Origin of the sequence: Microbacterium sp. CJ77 (assembly GCF_002911615.1) — a bacterium.
Taxonomy (GTDB): Bacteria; Actinomycetota; Actinomycetes; order Actinomycetales; family Microbacteriaceae; genus Microbacterium.
Genome location: NZ_PQBR01000006.1, coordinates 938,015 through 958,398, shown reverse-complemented (window position 1 = coordinate 958,398; position 20,384 = coordinate 938,015). Strand labels below are relative to the sequence as shown.

Annotated in this window: 18 protein-coding genes; 10 read left to right on the top strand and 8 right to left on the bottom strand. The window is 68.3% G+C overall.

What is annotated here, in order from left to right:
• Positions 1-88: 88 nt before the first annotated feature.
• Complete coding sequence (locus C2868_RS05215; protein ID WP_100811049.1) at positions 89-850, bottom strand: helix-turn-helix domain-containing protein; 762 nt, start codon at positions 848-850, stop codon at positions 89-91.
• Positions 843-2,336: an APC family permease gene (locus C2868_RS05210; RefSeq protein WP_100811050.1), complete on the bottom strand. Its 1,494-nt coding sequence runs from the start codon at positions 2,334-2,336 to the stop codon at positions 843-845. The genes C2868_RS05215 and C2868_RS05210 overlap by 8 nt, the downstream gene beginning before the upstream one ends.
• Before the next feature lie 268 nt (positions 2,337-2,604).
• On the opposite strand from C2868_RS05210, the gene C2868_RS05205 reads away from it, so the two are divergent.
• From C2868_RS05205 to C2868_RS05190, 4 genes are all read left to right on the top strand, one after another.
• Positions 2,605-4,080 carry an APC family permease gene (locus tag C2868_RS05205; RefSeq protein ID WP_103663026.1) on the top strand — a complete coding sequence of 492 codons (1,476 nt, stop codon included), beginning with the start codon at positions 2,605-2,607 and terminating at the stop codon, positions 4,078-4,080.
• A 62-nt stretch (positions 4,081-4,142) separates the two neighbouring features.
• Positions 4,143-6,212 carry a primary-amine oxidase gene (locus tag C2868_RS05200; protein ID WP_100811052.1) on the top strand — a complete coding sequence of 690 codons (2,070 nt, stop codon included), beginning with the start codon at positions 4,143-4,145 and terminating at the stop codon, positions 6,210-6,212.
• A 12-nt stretch (positions 6,213-6,224) separates the two neighbouring features.
• The gene (locus tag C2868_RS05195; protein ID WP_100811053.1) at positions 6,225-6,779 is read left to right on the top strand and encodes a hypothetical protein; all 555 of its coding nucleotides are present in this window, start codon (positions 6,225-6,227) and stop codon (positions 6,777-6,779) included.
• 130 nt (positions 6,780-6,909) lie between these two features.
• Complete coding sequence (locus C2868_RS05190) at positions 6,910-7,269, top strand: DUF2834 domain-containing protein (protein ID WP_100811054.1); 360 nt, start codon at positions 6,910-6,912, stop codon at positions 7,267-7,269.
• On the opposite strand, the gene C2868_RS05185 is transcribed toward C2868_RS05190, so the two are convergent.
• On the bottom strand, positions 7,256-8,389 hold the full coding sequence (locus C2868_RS05185) for a sorbosone dehydrogenase family protein (RefSeq protein WP_100811055.1): 1,134 nt from the start codon (positions 8,387-8,389) through the stop codon (positions 7,256-7,258). The genes C2868_RS05190 and C2868_RS05185 overlap by 14 nt on opposite strands.
• A gap of 80 nt (positions 8,390-8,469) precedes the next feature.
• On the opposite strand from C2868_RS05185, the gene C2868_RS05180 reads away from it, so the two are divergent.
• Complete coding sequence (locus C2868_RS05180) at positions 8,470-9,432, top strand: 5'-3' exonuclease (RefSeq protein ID WP_100811056.1); 963 nt, start codon at positions 8,470-8,472, stop codon at positions 9,430-9,432.
• Positions 9,433-9,450: 18 nt separating this feature from the next.
• Here C2868_RS05180 and C2868_RS05175 read toward each other — a convergent pair whose 3' ends face one another.
• The 3 genes from C2868_RS05175 to trpD all read right to left on the bottom strand — a co-directional run bounded on the left by C2868_RS05175 (position 9,451) and on the right by trpD (position 12,911).
• Entirely contained in the window at positions 9,451-10,725 is a 1,275-nt protein-coding gene (locus C2868_RS05175; RefSeq protein WP_100811057.1) for a CynX/NimT family MFS transporter, read from the bottom strand.
• Between the two features lie 90 nt (positions 10,726-10,815).
• Positions 10,816-11,811, bottom strand: coding sequence for a PHP domain-containing protein (locus tag C2868_RS05170; RefSeq protein ID WP_100811058.1), 996 nt, complete (start codon positions 11,809-11,811; stop codon positions 10,816-10,818).
• A 41-nt stretch (positions 11,812-11,852) separates the two neighbouring features.
• Positions 11,853-12,911: an anthranilate phosphoribosyltransferase gene (gene trpD / locus C2868_RS05165; protein WP_100811059.1), complete on the bottom strand. Its 1,059-nt coding sequence runs from the start codon at positions 12,909-12,911 to the stop codon at positions 11,853-11,855.
• Between the two features lie 143 nt (positions 12,912-13,054).
• Between trpD and C2868_RS05160 the strand changes: the two genes are divergently transcribed.
• The 5 genes from C2868_RS05160 to C2868_RS05140 all read left to right on the top strand — a co-directional run bounded on the left by C2868_RS05160 (position 13,055) and on the right by C2868_RS05140 (position 17,955).
• On the top strand, positions 13,055-13,687 hold the full coding sequence (locus C2868_RS05160) for a heme-copper oxidase subunit III (protein WP_100811060.1): 633 nt from the start codon (positions 13,055-13,057) through the stop codon (positions 13,685-13,687).
• 17 nt (positions 13,688-13,704) lie between these two features.
• Positions 13,705-14,502 carry a c-type cytochrome gene (locus tag C2868_RS05155; protein WP_100811061.1) on the top strand — a complete coding sequence of 266 codons (798 nt, stop codon included), beginning with the start codon at positions 13,705-13,707 and terminating at the stop codon, positions 14,500-14,502.
• 39 nt (positions 14,503-14,541) lie between these two features.
• Positions 14,542-15,597, top strand: coding sequence for a ubiquinol-cytochrome c reductase iron-sulfur subunit (locus C2868_RS05150; protein WP_100811062.1), 1,056 nt, complete (start codon positions 14,542-14,544; stop codon positions 15,595-15,597).
• The gene (locus tag C2868_RS05145; protein WP_100811063.1) at positions 15,594-17,402 is read left to right on the top strand and encodes a cytochrome bc complex cytochrome b subunit; all 1,809 of its coding nucleotides are present in this window, start codon (positions 15,594-15,596) and stop codon (positions 17,400-17,402) included. The genes C2868_RS05150 and C2868_RS05145 overlap by 4 nt, the downstream gene beginning before the upstream one ends.
• A gap of 145 nt (positions 17,403-17,547) precedes the next feature.
• Entirely contained in the window at positions 17,548-17,955 is a 408-nt protein-coding gene (locus C2868_RS05140; RefSeq protein ID WP_100811373.1) for a rhodanese-like domain-containing protein, read from the top strand.
• A gap of 234 nt (positions 17,956-18,189) precedes the next feature.
• On the opposite strand, the gene C2868_RS05130 is transcribed toward C2868_RS05140, so the two are convergent.
• Together C2868_RS05130 and ctaD are read right to left on the bottom strand one after the other, a co-directional pair.
• Positions 18,190-18,624: a cytochrome c oxidase subunit 4 gene (locus C2868_RS05130; RefSeq protein ID WP_100811065.1), complete on the bottom strand. Its 435-nt coding sequence runs from the start codon at positions 18,622-18,624 to the stop codon at positions 18,190-18,192.
• Between the two features lies 1 nt (position 18,625).
• Positions 18,626-20,383 carry a cytochrome c oxidase subunit I gene (gene ctaD, locus C2868_RS05125; RefSeq protein WP_181003347.1) on the bottom strand — a complete coding sequence of 586 codons (1,758 nt, stop codon included), beginning with the start codon at positions 20,381-20,383 and terminating at the stop codon, positions 18,626-18,628.
• Between the last annotated feature and the right edge of the window lies 1 nt (position 20,384).

Genomic DNA, 20,384 nt, shown 5'->3' with positions numbered 1-20,384 from the left:
GCGAGCGGCCGCGACCACCGCGAACGGACGCGACTCGCCGTTTCACACGCGCATATAACGGCGTGGCGCGACCGTTCGCGCCCGAGTGTCAGGTGAGGAGCGGCGCGAGGCGCGTCGCGGTCGGCTCGAGGAGGCGAATGACTGCGGATGGCTCGGCAACCCGGTGTGCGGGGCCCGAAAAGCCCAAGGCGCCCGCGAGCGTGCCGCCGGCGTCGCGGATGGGGAGCGCGAGGCATCCGAATCCCGCCACGAGCTCGCCGATCTGACGCGTCACGCCGAAGCGTCGCAGGTCTGCCGCGGCGGTATCGAGGCGCTCCGGATCGACTCCGTGGCCGAGCCCCGCGCTGCCGACCCGCGCGCCGCCGCTGGCGCCCTCGGCCAGCAGCAGCCGACCCAGGGCGAACCGGGAGGGATCACGGGCGAGCCGCACCGGATCGCTGAACGGAAAGTCCGGATCCGCGTCGACCAGGGTCACGCGACCCTCCGGATACAGCACGACGTGGACTCCCCCGCGGACCTGGTCGCGCGCCGCGGCGAGCAGTTCCCGGGCCGCGGCAGGCAGCCGCACGGGAGCCGCGACAGACGCGAGGTGCACGACCTTCGCGCCGAGCGCGAAGCCGGACAGGTCGGGGGTGCGGACGAGGAAACCGTCCTGCACGAGCAGGTTGACCAGGCGATACGTCGTCGCCTTCGGCAGCCCCAGCGCCTGCGAGATCTCACGGGCGGTCGCTCCGGCACCGAGCTCGGCCACGGCCTCGAGCACGGTCAGGGCGCTGTGGATCGCACGGGGCTGACGCGCCGAGATGTCCCCGACGGCCGGGGCATCCGCGCGAACCCGTGACTCAGGCATCCGGTGTTCTCCGCGCGATGCCGCCGAGCACTTCCGAGGCGACCGGCTCGTCGTAGGCGCCGATTCCCGCGAGGGATGCTTCGCCCCGCCGTCTGCGCCACGCCACGATCAACGCGGCGGCCACCGCGACGATGAGCGCGAGCGGTGCGCCGGGATTGCCCTCCACGCCCACGAACACCAGGTAGGCGATGAGTCCCGCCGCCAGGACCAGCGCAGACGCGATGGCGACGAGGCCGGTCCGGAAGGTCAGTTCGCCGATTCGATGGAGGAAGACCGGCGCAGCCACACAGACCAGCACGTAGGCCCCGATGTAGCCCGCCGCCGAGACCGCGATGACGGCCTCCATGGCCTCCCACACCCCGACCCCCGCAAGCACCGCGGCGATCGGAGCGATCGCGACGATCGGCACCGCGACCCGGATCGCACCGATCGGTGTGCGATATCGCGGATGCACGCTGCCGAGGGCCCGCGGGGCGATCCCGTCACGGCCGAGCGAGAACAGCACGCGCGTCAGGGCGGTCGTCGAGGCGATCGCGCACGCGAGGAACGAGGCAGCGATTCCGAGGTCGATCAGGATTCCCAGTTCGGCGACACCGTAGGCGCTGGCGAGGACGTTGATCGGAGAGTCGCCGTCCCCCAGCTCGCGCCCGAGCGAGTGGAAACCCGCGACCTGCGTATACGCCGCCAGCAGGTAGAGCCCCCCGGCGAAGAGAACCGTGGCCACGATGGCCCGCGGGATGTTGCGGAGCGGCGCGCGCGCCTCCACCCCGAGTGTCGCGGCACTCTCGAACCCGACCAGCGCGGTGAGCGCCAGCACGGCCCCGGCGGCGAACCCGGCGACCGAGAAACCCTCGGTCGGCACCACGGCCGAGACATCCACGGGACCGATCTGCACCAGCAGCACGACGAGAAGCACGACGATGATGACGACCGAGACGAGCTCGACGACGAGCGCGACCCGCGAAGAGACGCGGATGCCTCGCACCAACACGAGCGTCAGCACCGCCACCTCGGCCACGAGCACGGCCGCGACGCCCCAGACTCCCCCGAACTCCGGCCAGAAGCCGCGGATCAACATCGTCAGGTAGTGAGCGCCGCCCAAGAGGGCGAAGACCGCGATGAAGCCGTACCCGATGACGATCGCCGCGCCCGCGGCGAGCGCGGCGCCCGATCCCAGCCCTTTCGAGACGAAGGTGTAGAGCGATCCCGCGGCGGCCATGCGTTTCGTGAACTGGTTGATCGTCGAAGCGACCATGAGGGCGAGCAGACCGGCCGTGAGCATCGCGGGGACGGTCGCGACGCCGGCAACCCCCGCGACGAGCACCACGACCGTCGTCGCGGCCGCGGACGGGGCGACGGCCGCGACGGACTGCGCCAGCACGTCGGCGAACGAGACGCTCCGCCTATCGAGGCCGTCGAGGGGTGAGCGCGCTCCGAATCCGCGCACGGGCGACGGGCGGGCGATCGCCCGATCGAGTGCCGTCATGTCACTCCTCCTCGTTCGGGCTCACGGTACGCAGAGCCCGTTGCCGCGGCACGTCCCGCGTGTTTCGGCCGTGTGTCGCCGAATGAGACACCGCCGTGCGGACGTCTCACACGGCGGCCGAGAGGTTTCACACCGCCGAGACGCCCGGGCAACCGGCGGACGACAGGCTCGGGTCAATCCGCGCACCCCCGGAGATCCTTACCCTTCAGCGAACCCTGCCCTCCCGCGAACCCTGCCCTCCAGAGATCCCCCACAGATCGGACATCACATGACCAAACTCGAAACCCCCGGAGTCGACGCTCCCGCGAAGCGGGCGCTCAAGGGCTCGCTCGGCGCCACCGCCATCGTGTTCATGGTCGTCGCCGCGGCGTCGCCCCTGACCGTGGTCGGCGGGGCCACGCCGCTCGGCATTCTGATCGGCAACGGCGTCGGATTCCCGGCCCTCTACGCGATCAGCGCGATCGTGCTGCTCTTCTTCGCCGTCGGCCTGGCCACGATGACGGCCCACGTCCCCAAGCCCGGCGCGTTCTTCACGTACGTCGGGTACGGACTCGGGCGTTCGGCGGGCCTCGCGAGTGCGTGGATCGCGATGCTGACCTACACGGCCGTCCAGGTCGCGGTGTACGGATACATCGGTTACATCCTCTCGGTCACGGTGCACTCGGTCGGTGGGCCCCTGCTGTCGTGGTGGGTCTACTCGCTCGCCGTCATCGCGCTGGTCGGAGTCCTCGGCTATCGCCACATCGACCTGTCGAGCAAGATCCTCGGCGTGCTGCTGGTCGCGGAAGTGGGCATCGTCCTGGCGCTCGTCATCGCCGTCGTCATCACCGGCGGCGAGGACGGGCTGAGCCTGGCACCTTTCGAGCCCGCCAACGTCGTGAGCGGATCCCCGGGCATCGGCATGATGTTCGCCATCGCGGCGTTCATCGGCTTCGAGGCGACCGCGATCTTCCGCGACGAGGCGCGCGACCCGGGCAAGACGATCCCGCGTGCGACGTACACCGCCGTCATCGGCATCGGCGTCTTCTCCACGCTCGCCGCGTGGGCGCTCGTCATGGCCTGGGGTCCCGACGGGGTGATGGGCGTCATCGCGGAAGACCCGGGCACGTTCATCATCACGACCATGGCCCGCTACCTCGGAGTCGTGGGAGAGATCGGTGTCAACATCCTGCTCATCACGGCGATGTTCGCCTGCGTGCTCTCGTTCCACAACGTCATCACGCGCTACCAGCACTCCATGTCGAACGCGGGAGTCCTTCCCGATCGCCTGGGCGTGGTCCACACGAAGCACCTCTCGCCCCACGTGTCCTCGATCGTGCAGACGGTGACGGCCGTGCTGCTCATCGCGCTGTTCGCGGTGCTGAACCTCGATCCCGTGCTGCAGGTTTTCACCTGGTTCGCCGGCGTCGCCACGCTCGCCATCGCGATCCTGATGGCGGTGACCTCGGTCGCGGTGATCGTCTACTTCGCCAGGACCCGCAAGGACCGTCGTCCCTGGAACACGATCATCGCGCCCGCGCTCGGTCTGCTCGGGCTGATCGCCTCGGCCGCCCTCATCGTCGCGTACTTCCCGATCATGGTCGGCGATGTCGACGGCACCGGCGCGCCCGCATTCGGGGCCGTGAGCTGGTTCCTGCTGGCCCTGATCGCGCTCTTCCCGGCGCTCGGCTTCGTGCAGGCGTGGTGGATCAAGAAGAGCCGCCCCGCCGCGTACACCAAGCTGACCGACTCGATCGCCGGCTGACCCGAGACAACCATCCGGTCGCCGAGCACGTCGAAGCGACCTGCCCCACCGAGGAGACACTCATGAGCATCACCGACATCCAGACATCCGTCGCCTACTCCGCGCCCGACGCGCCCGCCCACCCGCTGTCGTCCCTCTCGGTCGCCGAGATCGAGGCCGTCCGCACGATCGTGCTCGGCCGCGCGGACTTCACGACGACCACGCGCTTCGCCTACGTCGGGCTCGAAGAGCCCACGAAGGGCGAGGTGCTCGGCTGGGAGGCGGGCGAGGCGTCCCTCCCGGATCGCCGCGCGCGCGTGCAGCTGCTCGACATGGCGACGGGGCGCTCGACCGACTCGATCGTCTCGATCACGACGGGCGAGACGCTCTCGAGCACCGTGCTCGACGGGTCGAAGGGCCAGCTGCCGATCCTCGACGCCGAGTTCGAGGACGTCGGTCTCATCCTCGCCGAGGACGAGGGATGGATCGCCGCGCTCGCCGCCCGCGGCCTCACGATCGATCAGGTCGTGGCCGTGCCGCTCTCGGCGGGCCACTACGGGTATGCCGCGGAAGAGGGGCGCCGCATCGTCCGATCGTTCGTCTTCCGCATGGACCACCCGGCCGACCACCCCTGGGCCCACCCCGTAGACGGCCTGACCGCCTACATCGACACCGCCGACCGCCGGGTGATCGAGATCATCGACACCCCCGGGTTCGCGGTTCCCGAGACGCACGGCAACTTCGACGACCCGGAGCTGCAGGGACCGCCGCTCGACACCCTCAAGCCCATCGTCATCACGCAGCCCGAGGGACCGAGCTTCACGGTCGACGGAGAGCACGTGACGTGGGGCAACTGGAAGCTGCGGATCGGCTTCGACATGCGCGAGGGCCTGATCCTGCGCGAACTCTCGTTCGCCGACAAGGGCGTGGATCGGCCGGTGATGTACCGCGGGTCGATCAACGAGATGCTCGTGCCCTATGCCGACCCGCACCCCAACCGGTTCTGGCAGAACTACTTCGACACCGGCGAGTACATGTTCGGCCGCTACACGAACTCCCTCGCGCTCGGCTGCGACTGCGTCGGCGAGATCCAGTACTTCGACGCCGTCCTCCCCGACGAACTGGGGTTGCCGCGCACGATCGACAACGGCATCTGCATGCACGAAGAGGACTTCGGAACGCTCTGGAAGCACACCGACATCTTCACCGGATCGCACGAGGTCCGTCGCTCCCGCCGCCTCGTGATCTCGTTCTTCACCACGGTCGGCAACTACGACTACGGCTTCTACTGGTACCTCTACCTCGACGGCACGATCGAGTGCGAGGCCAAGCTCACCGGCATCCTCTTCACGTCGTCCTTCCCGGGTGATGCGGCGGATGGCACGGCCTACCCGTTCGCATCGCAGGTCGCGCCGGGGCTCGGTGCCCCGTACCACCAGCACCTGTTCTCGGCGCGCCTCGACATGACGGTCGACGGCCTGTCGAACGTCGTCAACGAGATCGATGCGGTGCGCCTGCCCGTCTCCGAGACCAACCCCGCGGGCAACGCCTTCACGAAGAAGGTCACGCCGATCGCCTCCGAGGCCGTCTCGGGGCGCGTCGCCGACGGCGCCGTGAACCGCGTCTGGCAGATCGCGTCGACCGAGAAGACCACCGAGCTCGGGCAGCCGACGTCGTACGTGCTGTTCCCGACCGAGACGCCGACGCTCCTGGCGGATGGCTCGTCCTCGATCGCCCGGCGCGCGGAGTTCGCCACGAAGAACCTGTTCGTGACCAAGTACGACCCCGCCGAGCGGTACGCGGCGGGCGACTTCGTCAACCAGAACCCGGGCGGCGACGGCATCACCGCGTACATCGCGGGCGACGACCCTCTCGTCGGCGAGGACGTCGTGCTGTGGCACACGTTCGGGCTCACGCACTTCCCGCGCAACGAGGACTGGCCCGTCATGCCGATGGACTACGCCAAGTTCACGCTCAAGCCGTACAACTTCTTCGAGCGCAACCCCACGCTGAACGTGCCGGCCCCGGCCATGACCGAACACTGCTCGATGGATGCGGGGCACGCCGATCACGCATCGCACTCGGCGCATGACGCGGGGCACGCGCACGAGGCCACGGCGCACGGCGCGCACGACGACCACGCCTCTCGCTGAGCCGGTCGCTTCGTGGGTGAGCTCCTCCACCTCGGTGCGCTCGCACCGGCGGCGATCGGGGCGTGCTGCATAGCCGCCGATCGCCGCCGGGCGCGGGCGCCCGAGCTCGCCGCATCCGTTCTGATGCTCGTCGCGATGCTCGACGTCGTGCTGTGGGGTGTCGTCGCCCCGATCCTGTGGGCGGCCCTGCTGATCGTCGCGGCGATCGCGTTGGCGGCGCTGCGCGGCCGTGCGGCGCGCTCACGTGTCGAGCGCGGGCCCGGTGCTGCGCTCGTGCCCTCGACGGTCATGACCGTGCACGCAACGCTCGGCCTGGTCGTGATGGCGGCGCTCGTGCTCGCGATGATTCCGGATGCCTCGACCCCGGGTCCAGGCGCCGGGCACCATGGTTCGGGGCCATCGTTCGGACTGGTCGCCGCGGCATCCGCTCTGCTCTTCGGACTCGTCTCGGTGATCGCGACCCGTGCACCGCACGGCGGCGCGGCGCGCGCATCGGTCCTGGAGCGCGCGCAGCTGATCGCGATGGGAGCGTCGACGGCGGCGATGGGCGTGGCTCTGCTCGCCTGACGCCGAGACCCTTGGCTCCGCCCCGAACGGTCGCGACTCGCCGTTCCACACACGCATGGAACGGCATGTCGCGACCGTTCGGAGGCCGAGTCGCCGCCGCAAGGCCCCTCGCCTGGCGGATGATCGACGCATGAACCGTGACTGGACTCCGCTCCCCCTCGCCTATCTCGCGCTCGCGATCGCGGGCCTCGTCGGCACCTGGACCTTCAACGCCCTCGCGATCATCCAGCTCCGCGACTATCTCGGCGACCTCGTCACGAGTGGCCCCGCCGTGTCGTCGATCACGGTCGACCTGCTCGTCGTGGCGGTCGCGGGGTGCGTCTTCATCGTGGTCGAGGCGCGCAGGCTCGGGATGCGCCGAGCCTGGCTCTACATCGTGCTGTCGGGCCTGACCGCCTTCGCGTTCACGTTCCCGCTGTTCCTCGCGATGCGGCAGCGGCGCCTCACGGTCCTCGCCCGCATTCCGGGATCCGCCCCTATGACGGGATAGTGGCGGGATCGATCGCGATCACCCGGTCGTCGCCCGGAGCGGGATCGCCGCGCCCGTCCGTGTTGTTCGTGACGACCCACACCTCGCCGTCGGAACCCTCGAGCACGGCCCGCAACCGCCCGACCTCCCCGCTCAGGTACTCCTTCGCCGTGGACGGGTCATCCACGGGCACGGCCCGCAGGACGCGCCCGCGCAGGTTCGCGATGTAGATCGTGTCGCCGATCACCGCGAGTCCGCTCGGGCTCGCGGCATCCGTCGCCCACTCCTGCACCGGATCCACGAACCCGCGATCGGCACCGCCGGACCCCTCCACCTCGGGCCACCCGTAGTTGGCGCCGGGCTCGATCACGTTCAGCTCGTCCACCGCGTCCTGACCGAACTCGCTCGCGAACATCCGACCGTCGTCCGACCATCCGATCCCCTGGACGTTCCGGTGACCGAGGCTGTACACCGGCGACCCCGCGACGGGATTGTCGGCGGGAATCGCGCCGTCGGCCTCGAGCCGCAGGATCTTGCCCGCGAGGCTGTCCGGGTCCTGCGCCGAGCCGGGCACACCCGCGTCACCGGTCGCGATGTACAGGGCATCATCCGGGCCGAACGCGATGCGCCCGCCGTTATGGATTCCCGCTCTGGGCAGGCCGTCGACGATCGTCTCGGGCACCCCGAGGCTCAGAGCGCCGGAGCCGCCCTCGAGCGCGTAGCGTTCGACGCGATTCCCGTCGGCCGCGGTCGAATACGCGTACAGCGCGCTCTCGTCCGGGGAAACTGCCAGACCGAGCAGTCCACCCTCGCCGCCCGTCACCACGCCCTCCACAGCGGCGACCTCGCGGATGTCTCCACCCGGCGTGAACTCCAGAATCCGGGCCGCGTCCCGCTCGGAGACGAGCGCCGAATCGCCGACGAGCACGACCGACCACGGCGCGGCGAGTCCGGTGACGACGTCGCGCGGACCGGACGGGGCGTCCGAGCTTCGCGGCGAGGTAGCTGCCACGGACGGCGTCGACGGTGCAACCGGCCCGGCGGCACACCCGGCAAGCGCTCCGCAGGCGACAGCGAGCATCGCAGCGGCGCGGATGGCCCGGCCGCGCATCCCGCGCGTCGATCTCGTCGTCGTGTTCATCTCCGTCGATACCTCCCGAGCATCTCCGACCACGGTAACCCGGGGGCGCGCACCCCTGGCCGGAATGCCAGACTGAACGGGTGACCCAGCGCCTGATGTTGCTCGACACCGCCTCGCTCTATTTCCGAGCCTTCTACGGGGTTCCCGACACGGTCAAGGCTCCGAACGGGACCCCGGTCAACGCGGTCCGCGGCCTGCTCGACATGATCGCGAAGCTCGTCACGACGTACCGGCCGACGCACCTCGTCGCGTGCTGGGACGACGACTGGCGCCCCCAATGGCGAGTCGATCTGATCCCGAGCTACAAGGCGCATCGCGTCGCCGAGATCGTGCCGGGCGGCTCGGATGTCGAAGAGGTGCCCGATCCGCTCGAAGCGCAGATCCCCCTGATCCGCGAGGCCCTCGGGGTTCTCGGCATCCCGATCGTGGGTCGCGCCGAGCACGAGGCCGACGACATCATCGGATCGCTCGCCGCCCAGGCGTCCGTTCCGGTCGACATCGTGACCGGAGACCGCGACCTTTTTCAGCTCGTCGATGACGAGACGGATGTCCGGGTCGTCTATACGGCGCGGGGCATGAGCAAGCTCGAGATCGTCACCGACGCCGTCGTCGTCGCAAAGTACGGCGTGCTTCCGGCGCAGTACGTCGGCTTCGCGGTCATGCGCGGGGATGCCTCGGACGGCCTGCCGGGCGTTCCCGGGGTGGGCGACAAGACCGCGGCGACCCTCCTCGCCGCCCACGGCGACCTGGCCGGGATCGTCGCGGCCGCCGAGGACGGAGAGGGCATGTCCGCGGGCGTGCGCGCCAAGATCCTCGCGGCGCTGCCCTACCTGGCCGTGGCGCCGAAGGTCGTCGAGGTGGTGCGCGACCTCGACCTGGATCGAGACGAGGGCGCTCTGCTCGCCGCGGCCGTCAATGCCGGAGCCCTCGGACCGCTCATGCCGGAGACCGAGGCCGAGGCGCGCCGTCTGGCCGAGGAATGGTCGCTCGGGACCGCGATGGACCGCGCCCTCGCCGCGCGCACGGCCGTCACGAACGGCTGAGGCGCGCGCTCGCGGGTTTCAGGCGCGGCGGCCGCTCGGCAGCCGCAGCATCGCGGCGAGCATCAGCACGCCATACGCGATCGACAGGGCGAGAAGCAGCACGAGTGCCCCGGTCCATCCGTCGTTCAGTTCGTGCAGAGCGCCCATCGCGGGGGCCGCGAGCGCCGCGACACCGTAGCCCGCGCCCTGGACGAACGCCGACATCCCGGCGGCCTCACCGTCGGATCGGGCAACCGCGACGAGCGTCGAGAAGATCACGACGAATCCCCCCGAGTGCGCGACCGCACCGAACGTCGCCCACACGATGTAGTGCGCGGGCGCGAAGAGCATCCCCGCGGTCAGGATCAGCCAGCACGCGCAGATCACCAGGGCCGGAACGAGCGGCGCGAACCGTCGGGCGAGCAGCGGCACGACGAACGCGCCCACGATAGCGACACCATGGAACAGCGATGCCATCGTGCCCGCCGTGGTTCGGTCGACGCCGAGGTCGTCGCCGAGAATCGTGGGAAGCCACGTCGTCAACCCGTAGTACATCGCCGCTTGGCAGGCGAACGTGAGGGCGAGCAGCCAGACGATGGGGCGCCGAAGGATGCCTCGGCGGCGCCCACCGGCGACCGGTAACGGCCCGGTCAGCGCTGAGATGTCGGGCGCGGTTCGTGCGGCAGCGCTCCCGGTGACGACCGTCGGCTCACCCGAATACGCGTCCGCCCCACGCGCTCGACGCAGATGGACGACCCACAGCACGATTCCCGCCAGACTCACCACGATCCAGGTGAGAAGAGCGAGCGGCCACCCCAGCGCCGCAGCGAGCGGCGCCGTTGCGAGCGCGGTGAGAAGCGAGCCCGCGTTCAGCATCGACACATACGCCGCGGTGACCGCGCTGACCTGCCGCGGCGGGACGTCACGACGAATGATGACGGGCACGACGACATTGCCGATGGTGATCGCCGCGCCGATGACGAGCGAGCCCGCGAGCATCCACCCGAATCCGGGAATCGCGCGAACGAGCGTGCCTAACACCACGCCGATCAACGTCAGCAGCAGTGCCAGCTCGGCGCCCGCACGCCGGATCACGAGTGCGGCGACCGGCGTGAGCACGGCGAAGGTGAGTATGGGCACCGTCGTCAACAGCCCCGCACTGGCAGCGCCGATGCCGAGGTCGTCCTGGATGTCGCGCAGCACCGGTGTCGGGGCGATGATCGGGCCCCGCAGGCTGAGAGCCGCGACGAGCACACCCGAGATCACGAGCCAGGGGACGGCGCCGCGGGCAGCGGATGCAGCGGGCCCTGTCACCCCTTCAGTCTAGGGAGCGAGGCGGAGCAGCATCCCCGCACCCCCCGCACCGCAGGACCCCGCACCACAGGACCCCAGCGCCGCAGAGAGCTAACGCGCCCGGCGCGTCCACTCACGCAGCCGTTCGAGGCTCCAGGTCGTGACGATGCGCTCCTCCGGGACGCCCGCAGCTTCCGCCCGCGCGGCACCGTAGTCGAGCAGCGACAGCTGCCCCGGCGCGTGGGCATCGGAGTCGATCGAGAACAGGCATCCGATCTCCATCGCGAGGGCGAGGAGATCGTCGGGCGGATCCTGCCGTTCGGGGCGCGAGTTGATCTCGACCGCGATGCCGCTCGCCGCGCACGCCTCGAACACCGCACGCGCATCGAATGTCGAGGGCGGTCGCGTCCCCCGCGCGCCTTCCACGAGTCGTCCGGTCACATGGCCGAGCACGTCCACACGCGGATCGGATGCCGCGGCCACCAGCCGCCGCGTCATCGCGGGCGACTCCATCCGCAGCTTGGAATGGGCCGAAGCGACGACGATGTCCAGTTCGTCGAGCAGGTCGGGCTCTTGGTCGAGAGCGCCGTCGTCGAGGATGTCGACCTCGATGCCGGACAGGAGCGTGAATCCGCCCCCCGACATCCCCGCGACGACCCTCAGCTGCTCCCGGAGCCGCTCGGGAGACAGACCATTCGCCACGCGCAACCGGGGTGAGTGATCGGTCAGCGCGAGGTACTCGTGCCCGAGGTCTCGCGCGGCCTGCACCATCAGATCGATCGAGGCGAGACCGTCCGACCAATCGCTGTGCGCGTGCAGGTCGCCACGTAGTGCCGCCCGCAGCTTCCCCGCGGCGGGAACGTCGTAGCGCGCCCGCAGCTCTGCGAGATAGTCCGGAACCTGCCCGGCCACGGCCTGGCCGATGACGGCGAGCGAGGAGTCGCCGATGCCCTTCACCCGCCGCAGCCGCGCCGGATCGCGCAGGACCTCTTCGGGCAGCGAGGCGGCAGCGTCCGCGGCGGAGCGGAACGCCTTCGAGCGGTACCGCGACGCACGCTCCCGCTCGAGCAGGGTCGCGATCTCGTTCAACGCGGCGACGGGGTCCACGCGATCACCCTACGCCGGGTCGGCGACGCTCCCCGGGCGCCCTAGCTGAGCTCGCGCGAGACCTCGCCCCAGCGCGCCAGAAGGTCTCGCGCCGCACCGGAATCGATGGCACCGGCCGCGAGTTCCCGCTCCTCGGCGAGACGCTCGACGATCGGTCGCTGAACCTGACTCGCGTCGTGGGACAGGCGGTACGACACGAGGCCCGCCGCGGCATTGAGCAGAACGATGTCCCGGACGGGCCCCGGCTCTCCCGCGAGAACGCGATGCACGACCTCGGCGTTGTGCGCGGGATCGCCACCCTTCAAGTCGGCGATCGAGGCGCGCGGGATGCCCAGGTCGCGCGGGTCCAGGTCGTGTTCGTGGATGTCGCCGCGACTCACTTCCCAGATGCGACTGTGGCCGGTGGTAGTGAGCTCGTCCAGCCCGTCGTCGCCACGGAAGACGAGTGCGGTCGCGCCGCGAGTCTGGAAGACCCCGGTGATCAGCGGCACTCGATCCAGCTGCGCGACGCCCACGGCGTTCGCCTCGGCCCGTGCCGGGTTGCAGAGCGGACCCAGGATATTGAAGACGGTCGGCACGCCGAGCTCGGCACGCGTGGGACCGGCGTGGCGGAAGCCCGGGTGGAAAGCTGAGGCGAACACGAAGGTGATTCCCGCCCGCCTCAGCGTTTCGACGACCGCCTGGGGCGCGAGGGTCAGCGACACGCCGAGGGCGCCGAGCACGTCCGACGAACCCGACGAAGAACTCGCCGCCCGGTTGCCGTGTTTGATGACCGGAACGCCGGATGCGGCGGCCACGATCGAAGCCATCGTCGAAACGTTAACGGTTCCGAAACGATCTCCGCCCGTGCCCACGATGTCGAGGGCATCGGGGTCGATGTCGAGCGGAGTGGCCGCGTCGAGGACGGCGTCACGGAATCCGACGACCTCGTCGACCGTTTCGCCCTTCGCCCGGAGCGCCACGAGGAAACCCGCCAGTTGTGACGGTGTCGTCTCGCCCGCCATCACCCTGCCCATGGCCCACGTGGCCTCGGACACACTCAGGTCCCGCCCGGCCAGCAGCGCCGCGATGAGGTCCGGCCAGGTCGTCGCATCCGTCATGACTGCGATCCTAACGACGGCGCATGACGGTCACTCACACAGCCCCCGCCGTGCACTTTCTTAGGAGATCCTAAGTCGGGACCCGGGGTGGCGAATGGGTCCGTGTGCGATCGTTCGCCCTCACGATCGGACATAATGGACCTGTGACCACCTCTGCGACATATGCCCCGGCAGTGAGGACGATCAAACGTCCGGATCCTGTCGCCGTTGGCACGATCGTGTGGCTCGGTAGCGAGGTCATGTTCTTCGCCGGGCTCTTCGCGATCTACTTCACGCTTCGGAACACTTCGCCCGACCTGTGGGCGCAAGAGACCCAGCTGCTGAATGTGCCCTTCGCTCTCGGTAACACGATCATCCTGGTGCTGTCCTCCGTGACGTGCCAGATGGGCGTGTTCGCCGCCGAGCGCAATCAGCCGTACACGCTGAAGAAGAACACGTTCTGGCAGCGCTGGGGCATGGTCGAGTGGTTCTTCCTCACCTTCGCCCTCGGCGCGATCTTCGTATCGGGTCAGGTGTGGGAGTACGCACAGCTCGTGGCCGAGGGGATGCCGATCCAGGCGAACTCCTACGCTTCCGCCTTCTACATCACCACCGGCTTCCACGCCCTGCACGTGACGGGCGGCCTCATCGCCTTCCTGCTCGTGATCGGGCGCGCATACGCCGTCAAGAATTTCGGACACAAAGAGGCCACGAGCGCGATCGTCGTGTCGTACTACTGGCACTTCGTCGACGTCGTGTGGATCGCCCTGTTCATCGTGATCTACTTCCTGAAATAGAGCGGAGCTACACCCGAATGCCTCGTGAGAAGAAGCGTCGCTCCGGTCGACGCAGCCCTCTTGCCGCCGCCGCTCTCATCGGCCTCGGTCTCGTCCTGACGGGCGGACTGTACGCGGGAGCATCCGCCGCGATGGCGTCGACGAACGACACCGCCGCCGCCCAGACGCTCACCGTCGAAGACGGCAAGAAGCTGTTCCAGGCCAACTGCGCCACCTGCCACGGTCTCGACCTGCAGGGCACCCAGGACGGACCCAGCCTGTACGGTGTCGGCGCCATGGCGGTCGACTTCCAGGTCGCCACGGGTCGTATGCCGTTGCAGATGCAGGGCCCGCAGGCTCCGCAGAAGCCGGTCCAGTTCACCGAAGACCAGATCGCCGCGCTGTCGGCGTACGTCCAGTCGGTGGCTCCCGGACCCGAGATCGCCTCGGGACGCGTGCTGGACGGCGAGGGCGACGTCGCGCACGGCGCCGAGCTGTTCCGCGTCAACTGCGCCATGTGCCACAACGTCGCCGCGGCCGGGGGCGCGCTCACCGAGGGCAAGTACGCACCCTCCCTCGAGGGCGTGGACCCGCGTCACATCTACGCGGCGATGGTCACGGGCCCGCAGAACATGCCGGTCTTCAACGACATGAACCTGTCGCCCGAAGACAAGCGCGACATCATCTCCTCCCTGCTGTACATGGAGAACAACGCCGGCGCCGGTGGCCTCACCCTCGGCTCGCTCGGCCCCGTTTCGGAGGGCCTGTTCATCTGGATCTTCGGCATCGGCGGGCTCGTCGCGCTGACCGTGTGGATCACCGCGAAGTCCAACTGACCCGCGCACGCATCGAGAACTTTTAGCACGAGGAGCAGCATGGCAAACGAGATCGAGGCAGCGGAGCACGATCGGGGGCCCCAACCTCCGTCAGGGCTCGCGGTCGCCGTGAGCGATCCCGTACGCAACCCGGGCCTTCCGCCGCATCGCGCGCGCGTGACGGACCAGGACCCCGCAAAGATGCGGCAAGCCGTACGCACCGTCTACTCGCTGTTCTACCTGTCGATCGCGGGGAGCATCTGGGCCGTCGCGGCCTACATGCTGTTCCCGATCGAGGACGGCACGGTCGGAGCGATCCGCAACAACAACCTCTTCATCGGCATCGGCATCGCGCTCGCGCTCCTCGCCATCGGCATCGGGGCCATCCACTGGTCCAAGGCCGTCATGTCGGACAAGGAGCACATCGAGGCCCGCCACCTCACGCGCGGCAAAGAGTCAACGCGTGCCGCGGCCGTCGAGGCGCTCGCCACGGCGAATGAGGAGTCCGGCTTCGGACGCCGCACGATGATCCGCAACTCGCTGATCGGCGCGCTCATCGCATCCGTCGCCCCGGGCATCGTCCTGTTCCGCGGGCTCGCGCCCGAGGGCGAGAACCCCGTCGAGCTGCTCAGCCACACGATGTGGGAGAAGGGCATGCGCCTCGCCCGCGACCCCTCCGGCACGCCGATCAAGGCATCCGAGGTCACGCTCGGTTCCGCTTTCCACGTGATTCCCGAGCCGCTCGCCGATCTCGGCCACGACGAGGGATACCTCGAACAGAAGGCGAAGGCGATCGTGCTGCTGATGCGCATGGAGCCCGAAGAACTCACGCAGACCGCCGAGCGCGCTTCCTGGTCGTACGACGGCATCGTCGCGTACTCCAAGGTGTGCACACACGTCGGATGCCCCGTTGCTCTGTACGAGCAGCACACCCACCACCTGCTCTGCCCGTGCCACCAGTCGCAGTTCGACGTGGCGAACGGTGCCGCGGTCATCTTCGGCCCGGCAGCCCGTCCGCTGCCGCAGCTGCCGATCGCGGTGGACGACGAGGGCTACCTCATCGCACAGAGCGACTTCCATGAACCCGTCGGCCCGAGCTTCTGGGAGCGCCATTGAGTACCTCAACCGCAACTGAGGAAAAGAAGGCCCCTCTCGGCGGACGTTTCGTCGGCGGAGCGGCCAACTACATCGACGAGCGCACGAGCGTATCGGGTCTCGTCAAGGAGCTCGGCCGGAAGATCTTCCCCGATCACTGGTCGTTCATGCTCGGAGAGATCGCGCTCTGGAGCTTCGTCGTCGTCCTGCTCTCGGGAACGTTCCTGACGTTCTTCTTCCAGGCATCGATGGTCGAGACCCACTACACCGGCGCGTGGGCGCCGATGCGTGGCATCCCGATGTCGGCGGCCATGGAGTCGACGCTGCACATCTCGTTCGACCTGCGCGGCGGTCTGCTGGTCCGCCAGATCCACCACTGGGCCGCGCTGGTCTTCGTGGCCGGTATCGGCGTGCACATGCTGCGCGTGTTCTTCACGGGTGCGTTCCGCAAGCCGCGCGAACTGAACTGGGTCGTCGGATTCATCCTCTTCATCCTCGCCATGGCCGAGGGCTTCACCGGCTACTCGCTGCCGGACGACCTGCTCTCGGGCAACGGCTTGCGCATCATCGACGGAATGATCAAGGGCATCCCCCTGATCGGCACCTGGACGTCGTTCCTGCTGTTCGGGGGCGAGTTCCCGGGCACCGCCATCGTCGGCCGTCTGTACGTGCTGCACATCCTGATCCTGCCCGCGCTGGTGGTGGCTCTGATCGCCGTCCACCTGTTGTTGATGATCATCAACAAGCACACGCAGTTCGCGGGCCCCGGACGCACGAACGAGAACGTCGTCGGATACCCGATGGTTCCCGTGTACATGTCCAAGATGGGCGGGTTCTTCTTCATCACGTTCGGCGTCATCGTCCTGATCGCCTCATTCGTGCAGATCAACCCGATCTGGAACTACGGTCCTTACGACCCCTCCCCCGTCTCGGCCGGAACCCAGCCCGACTGGTACATCGGATTCGCGGACGGCGGTCTGCGCCTCGTGCCGCCACACCTCGAGTCCGTCTTCTGGGGCCACACGTGGTCGTGGAACATCATCCTGCCGCTCGCGGTCATCGGACTGTTCATCCTCCTCGTCCTGATCTACCCCTTCATCGAGGCGTGGGTCACGGGCGACAAGCGTGAGCACCACATCGCTCAGCGTCCGCGCAACGCCGCGACGCGCACCGCGATCGGTGCGGCCGGCGTGACGTTCTACGCGGTCCTGTGGGCTGCGGCATCCTCGGACATCATCGCGACCCATTTCTGGGTGTCGATGGAGGGCGTCATCCACACACTGCAGGCGATGCTCATCATCGCGCCGATCATCGCCTACTTCGTCACGAAGCGCATCTGCATCGCGCTTCAGCGCAAGGACCGCGAGATCGCCCTCCACGGCTACGAGTCCGGACGCATCGTCCGGCTGCCGGGTGGCGAGTTCATCGAGGTGCACCAGCCGGTCGACGAGTACGAGCGCTGGAAGCTCACGTCGTACGAGACCTTCGAGCCGCTGGTCGTTCGCCCGAACGCTCAGGGACGCATTCCCTGGCATCAGAACGTCCGCTCCTCCATCTCGCGCTGGTTCTTCGAGGACCGCTTCGCGCCCCTCACCCAGTCCGAGATCGACGCGGCGGTCGCCCACCAGCACCACGCCCTCGAACACATCGAGGACGAAGAGATGGCCGAGATCCAGGGAGCGCACGATCGCGCCGGACACCCCGAGGCCCCGCTGTACGCCGACACCTCGGGGCACGTCCCCGAGACCGCCGTCCGCCCGTCGACGATCGTCGCGCGCGACTCCGACGAGGCGCCGAAGAAGGACAGCAAGCCGAACGAGGACTGACGTCCGCACTGCTCGGATGCCCCGGCACACCCTTCACGGGTGGGCCGGGGCATCCGTCGTCCGGGTCGGAGACACGGCGGAGTTCGTGTGGTCGTTGGCAGAGAGACATCTCGTGCCCACCTTTCCCGACCCCTACAGTCGGAGGATGACCGATGCGATCGCGTACTTCTCGTCCCGCCTGGCCCACGAGACCGATCCGTCCGACGTCTACGCCGCTCAGCGCACCGGCGATGACTTCGTGCTCGTCGACGTCCGCGGTGAAGAGGCGTGGGCTCAGGGGCGGATCGTCGGCGCCGTACACGTGCCGTATCGCGAGATCCCGCACCGTCGAAACGAGTTCGACCCTGCGGTCCCGGTCGTCGTCTACTGCTGGAGCCCCGGGTGCAACGCCGGCAGCAAGGGCGCGCTCGCCTTCGCGCAGCTCGGCTACGACGTGCGCGAGATGATCGGCGGCTACGAATACTGGGTGCGCGAGGGACAGCCGACGGAGAACGACGACGGTCCGCTCCCCCGCACGTTCGATCCGCTCACGATGGTCGTCCGGCGCGACTGACCACGAGACGGCTCAGGCGATAGCGTCGTCGGGAAGGCAGTCGGAGATCCCGTCGCTGCACAGCAGCCAGCGGTCACCGGGCCGCGCCTCGACGCCGGTCACCGTGTCGGCATCACCGTCGCGAGGATCACCGTGGAGCGACGCCGTCGCGTGAGCGCCCCGTCCCGCAGAGGTATGCGCGTGAATCACCGACATGGGCGAGGAAGAGCCCGGCATTCGACAGGTGGAGCGGGATCAGTGGGCGAAGTAACCCCGGTAGTACTCGTAGACCCAGCCGACGATCGCGACGAGGAAGATGCCGAATCCGATCGGCACCAGCCACGAGCCGAGGGCGAGACCGATGATCGCGACGCTCGCTGAGAAAGCGAGCACGATGGGCCACCAGGACCACGGGCTGAATTCACCGAGCTCAGGATCGCCGTCATCGACGTCCGAGGTCAGGATGTCTTCGGGAAGCTCGCCGCCCTGAGACTTGTGTACCCGCTGCAGATACCAGGCGATCAGCGCTGCCATCAGCGCGCTGAAGACCAACGCGACCGCGCCGACCCACTCGATGCCGTTGTACCACGGGCGCTCGGGGTGAGCGACGATGCTCCACGCGATGTATATGGCCCCTACGAGGAAGAAGAATCCCGAGAGCAGCCACCAGAGTCCGACGTTCGAGCGCATGCTACTTCACCTCTCCATCGGCCAGATCGACCGCAGGAGCATCGGGCGCGTCCTTCGCCGGACCCACCCCGACGGGGACGCCCGCCTCCGGGTGGTTGAGGTCGAAAGCTGGGCGCTCGCTACGGATACGGGGAATCGACGTGAAGTTGTGGCGCGGCGGCGGGCACGACGTGGCCCACTCGAGCGAGCCGCCGTACCCCCACGGGTCGTTCACCGTGACCTTCGGCGCCTTCCGCGCGGTGATCCACACGTTCAGAAGGAACGGCAGCATAGACAACGCGAGGATCATTGCACCGACGGTCGAGACCTGGTTCTGCCACGTCCAACCATCTTCTTGGGCGTAGTCGGCGTAACGACGCGGCATCCCGTCGACACCGAGCCAATGCTGGATCAGGAATGTCATGTGGAAGCCGATGAACAGCAGCCAGAAGTGCACATAGCCGAGACGCTCGTTCAACATGCGGCCCGTGAACTTCGGCCACCAGAAGTAGAACCCGGCGAACATCGCGAACACGACCGTGCCGAAGACCACGTAGTGGAAGTGCGCCACGACGAAATACGAGTCCGAGAGGTGGAAGTCGAGCGGGGGCGAAGCGAGGATGACTCCCGTCAGACCTCCGAAGACGAACGAGATCAGGAAGCCGAGCGCGAATGCCATGGGGGTCTCGAAAGTCACGGACCCCCGCCACATCGTGCCGATCCAGTTGAAGATCTTCACGCCCGTCGGCACCGCGATCAACATCGTCATCAGAGCGAAGAACGGCAGAAGGACCGAGCCCGTCACATACATGTGGTGAGCCCAGACGGCGACCGAGAGCGCGGCGATCGCGATCGTCGCGTAGACGAGCGTCTTGTAGCCGAAGATCGGCTTGCGTGAGAAGACGGGGAAGATCTCCGAGACGATGCCGAAGAACGGCAGCGCGATGATGTACACCTCGGGGTGACCGAAGAACCAGAACAGGTGCTGCCACAGCAGCACTCCGCCGTTCTCGGGGTCGTAGATGTGGGCGCCAAGGACGCGGTCCGCACCGGCCGCAAGGATCGCCGCGGCGAGCACCGGGAAGGCCATCAGAATGAGCAGGCTCGTCACGAGCGTGTTCCAGGTGAAGATCGGCATGCGCCACATCGTCATACCGGGAGCGCGCATCGTGATGACGGTCGTGATGAAGTTCACCGCGCCGAGAATGGTGCCGAAGCCGCTCATTCCCAGCCCGAGCATCCAGAGATTACCGCCGACCCCTGGCGAGAAGGTCGTGCTAGCGAGGGGTTGATACGCGAACCATCCGAACGATGCCGCCCCCTGCGGGGTGAGGAAGCCGGAGACCGCGATGGTCGAACCGAAGAGGAAGAGCCAGAACGCGAAGGCGTTCAGACGCGGGAACGCGACGTCGGGAGCACCGATCTGCAGCGGCATGATGACGTTCGCGAAACCCGCGAACAGCGGCGTCGCGAACATCAGCAGCATGATCGTGCCGTGCATCGTGAACAGCTGGTTGTACTGCTCCTTCGTCGGGATGACCTGCATGCCCGGCGCGAAGAGCTCGGCGCGGATGATCAGGGCCATCACGCCGCCGAGGAGGAAGAAGATGAACGAGGCGATCAGGTACATGTACCCGATCGTCTTGTGGTCAGTGGAGGTGATCCACTTGACGACGATGTTGCCCTTCTGCTCCACCCGGGACGAGCTGAGCAGCGCCGCCTGGCGCGGCGGGAGCGTCGTCGTTCGTCCGGATTCCTGGAGTGGGAGAATCGTGGCCACG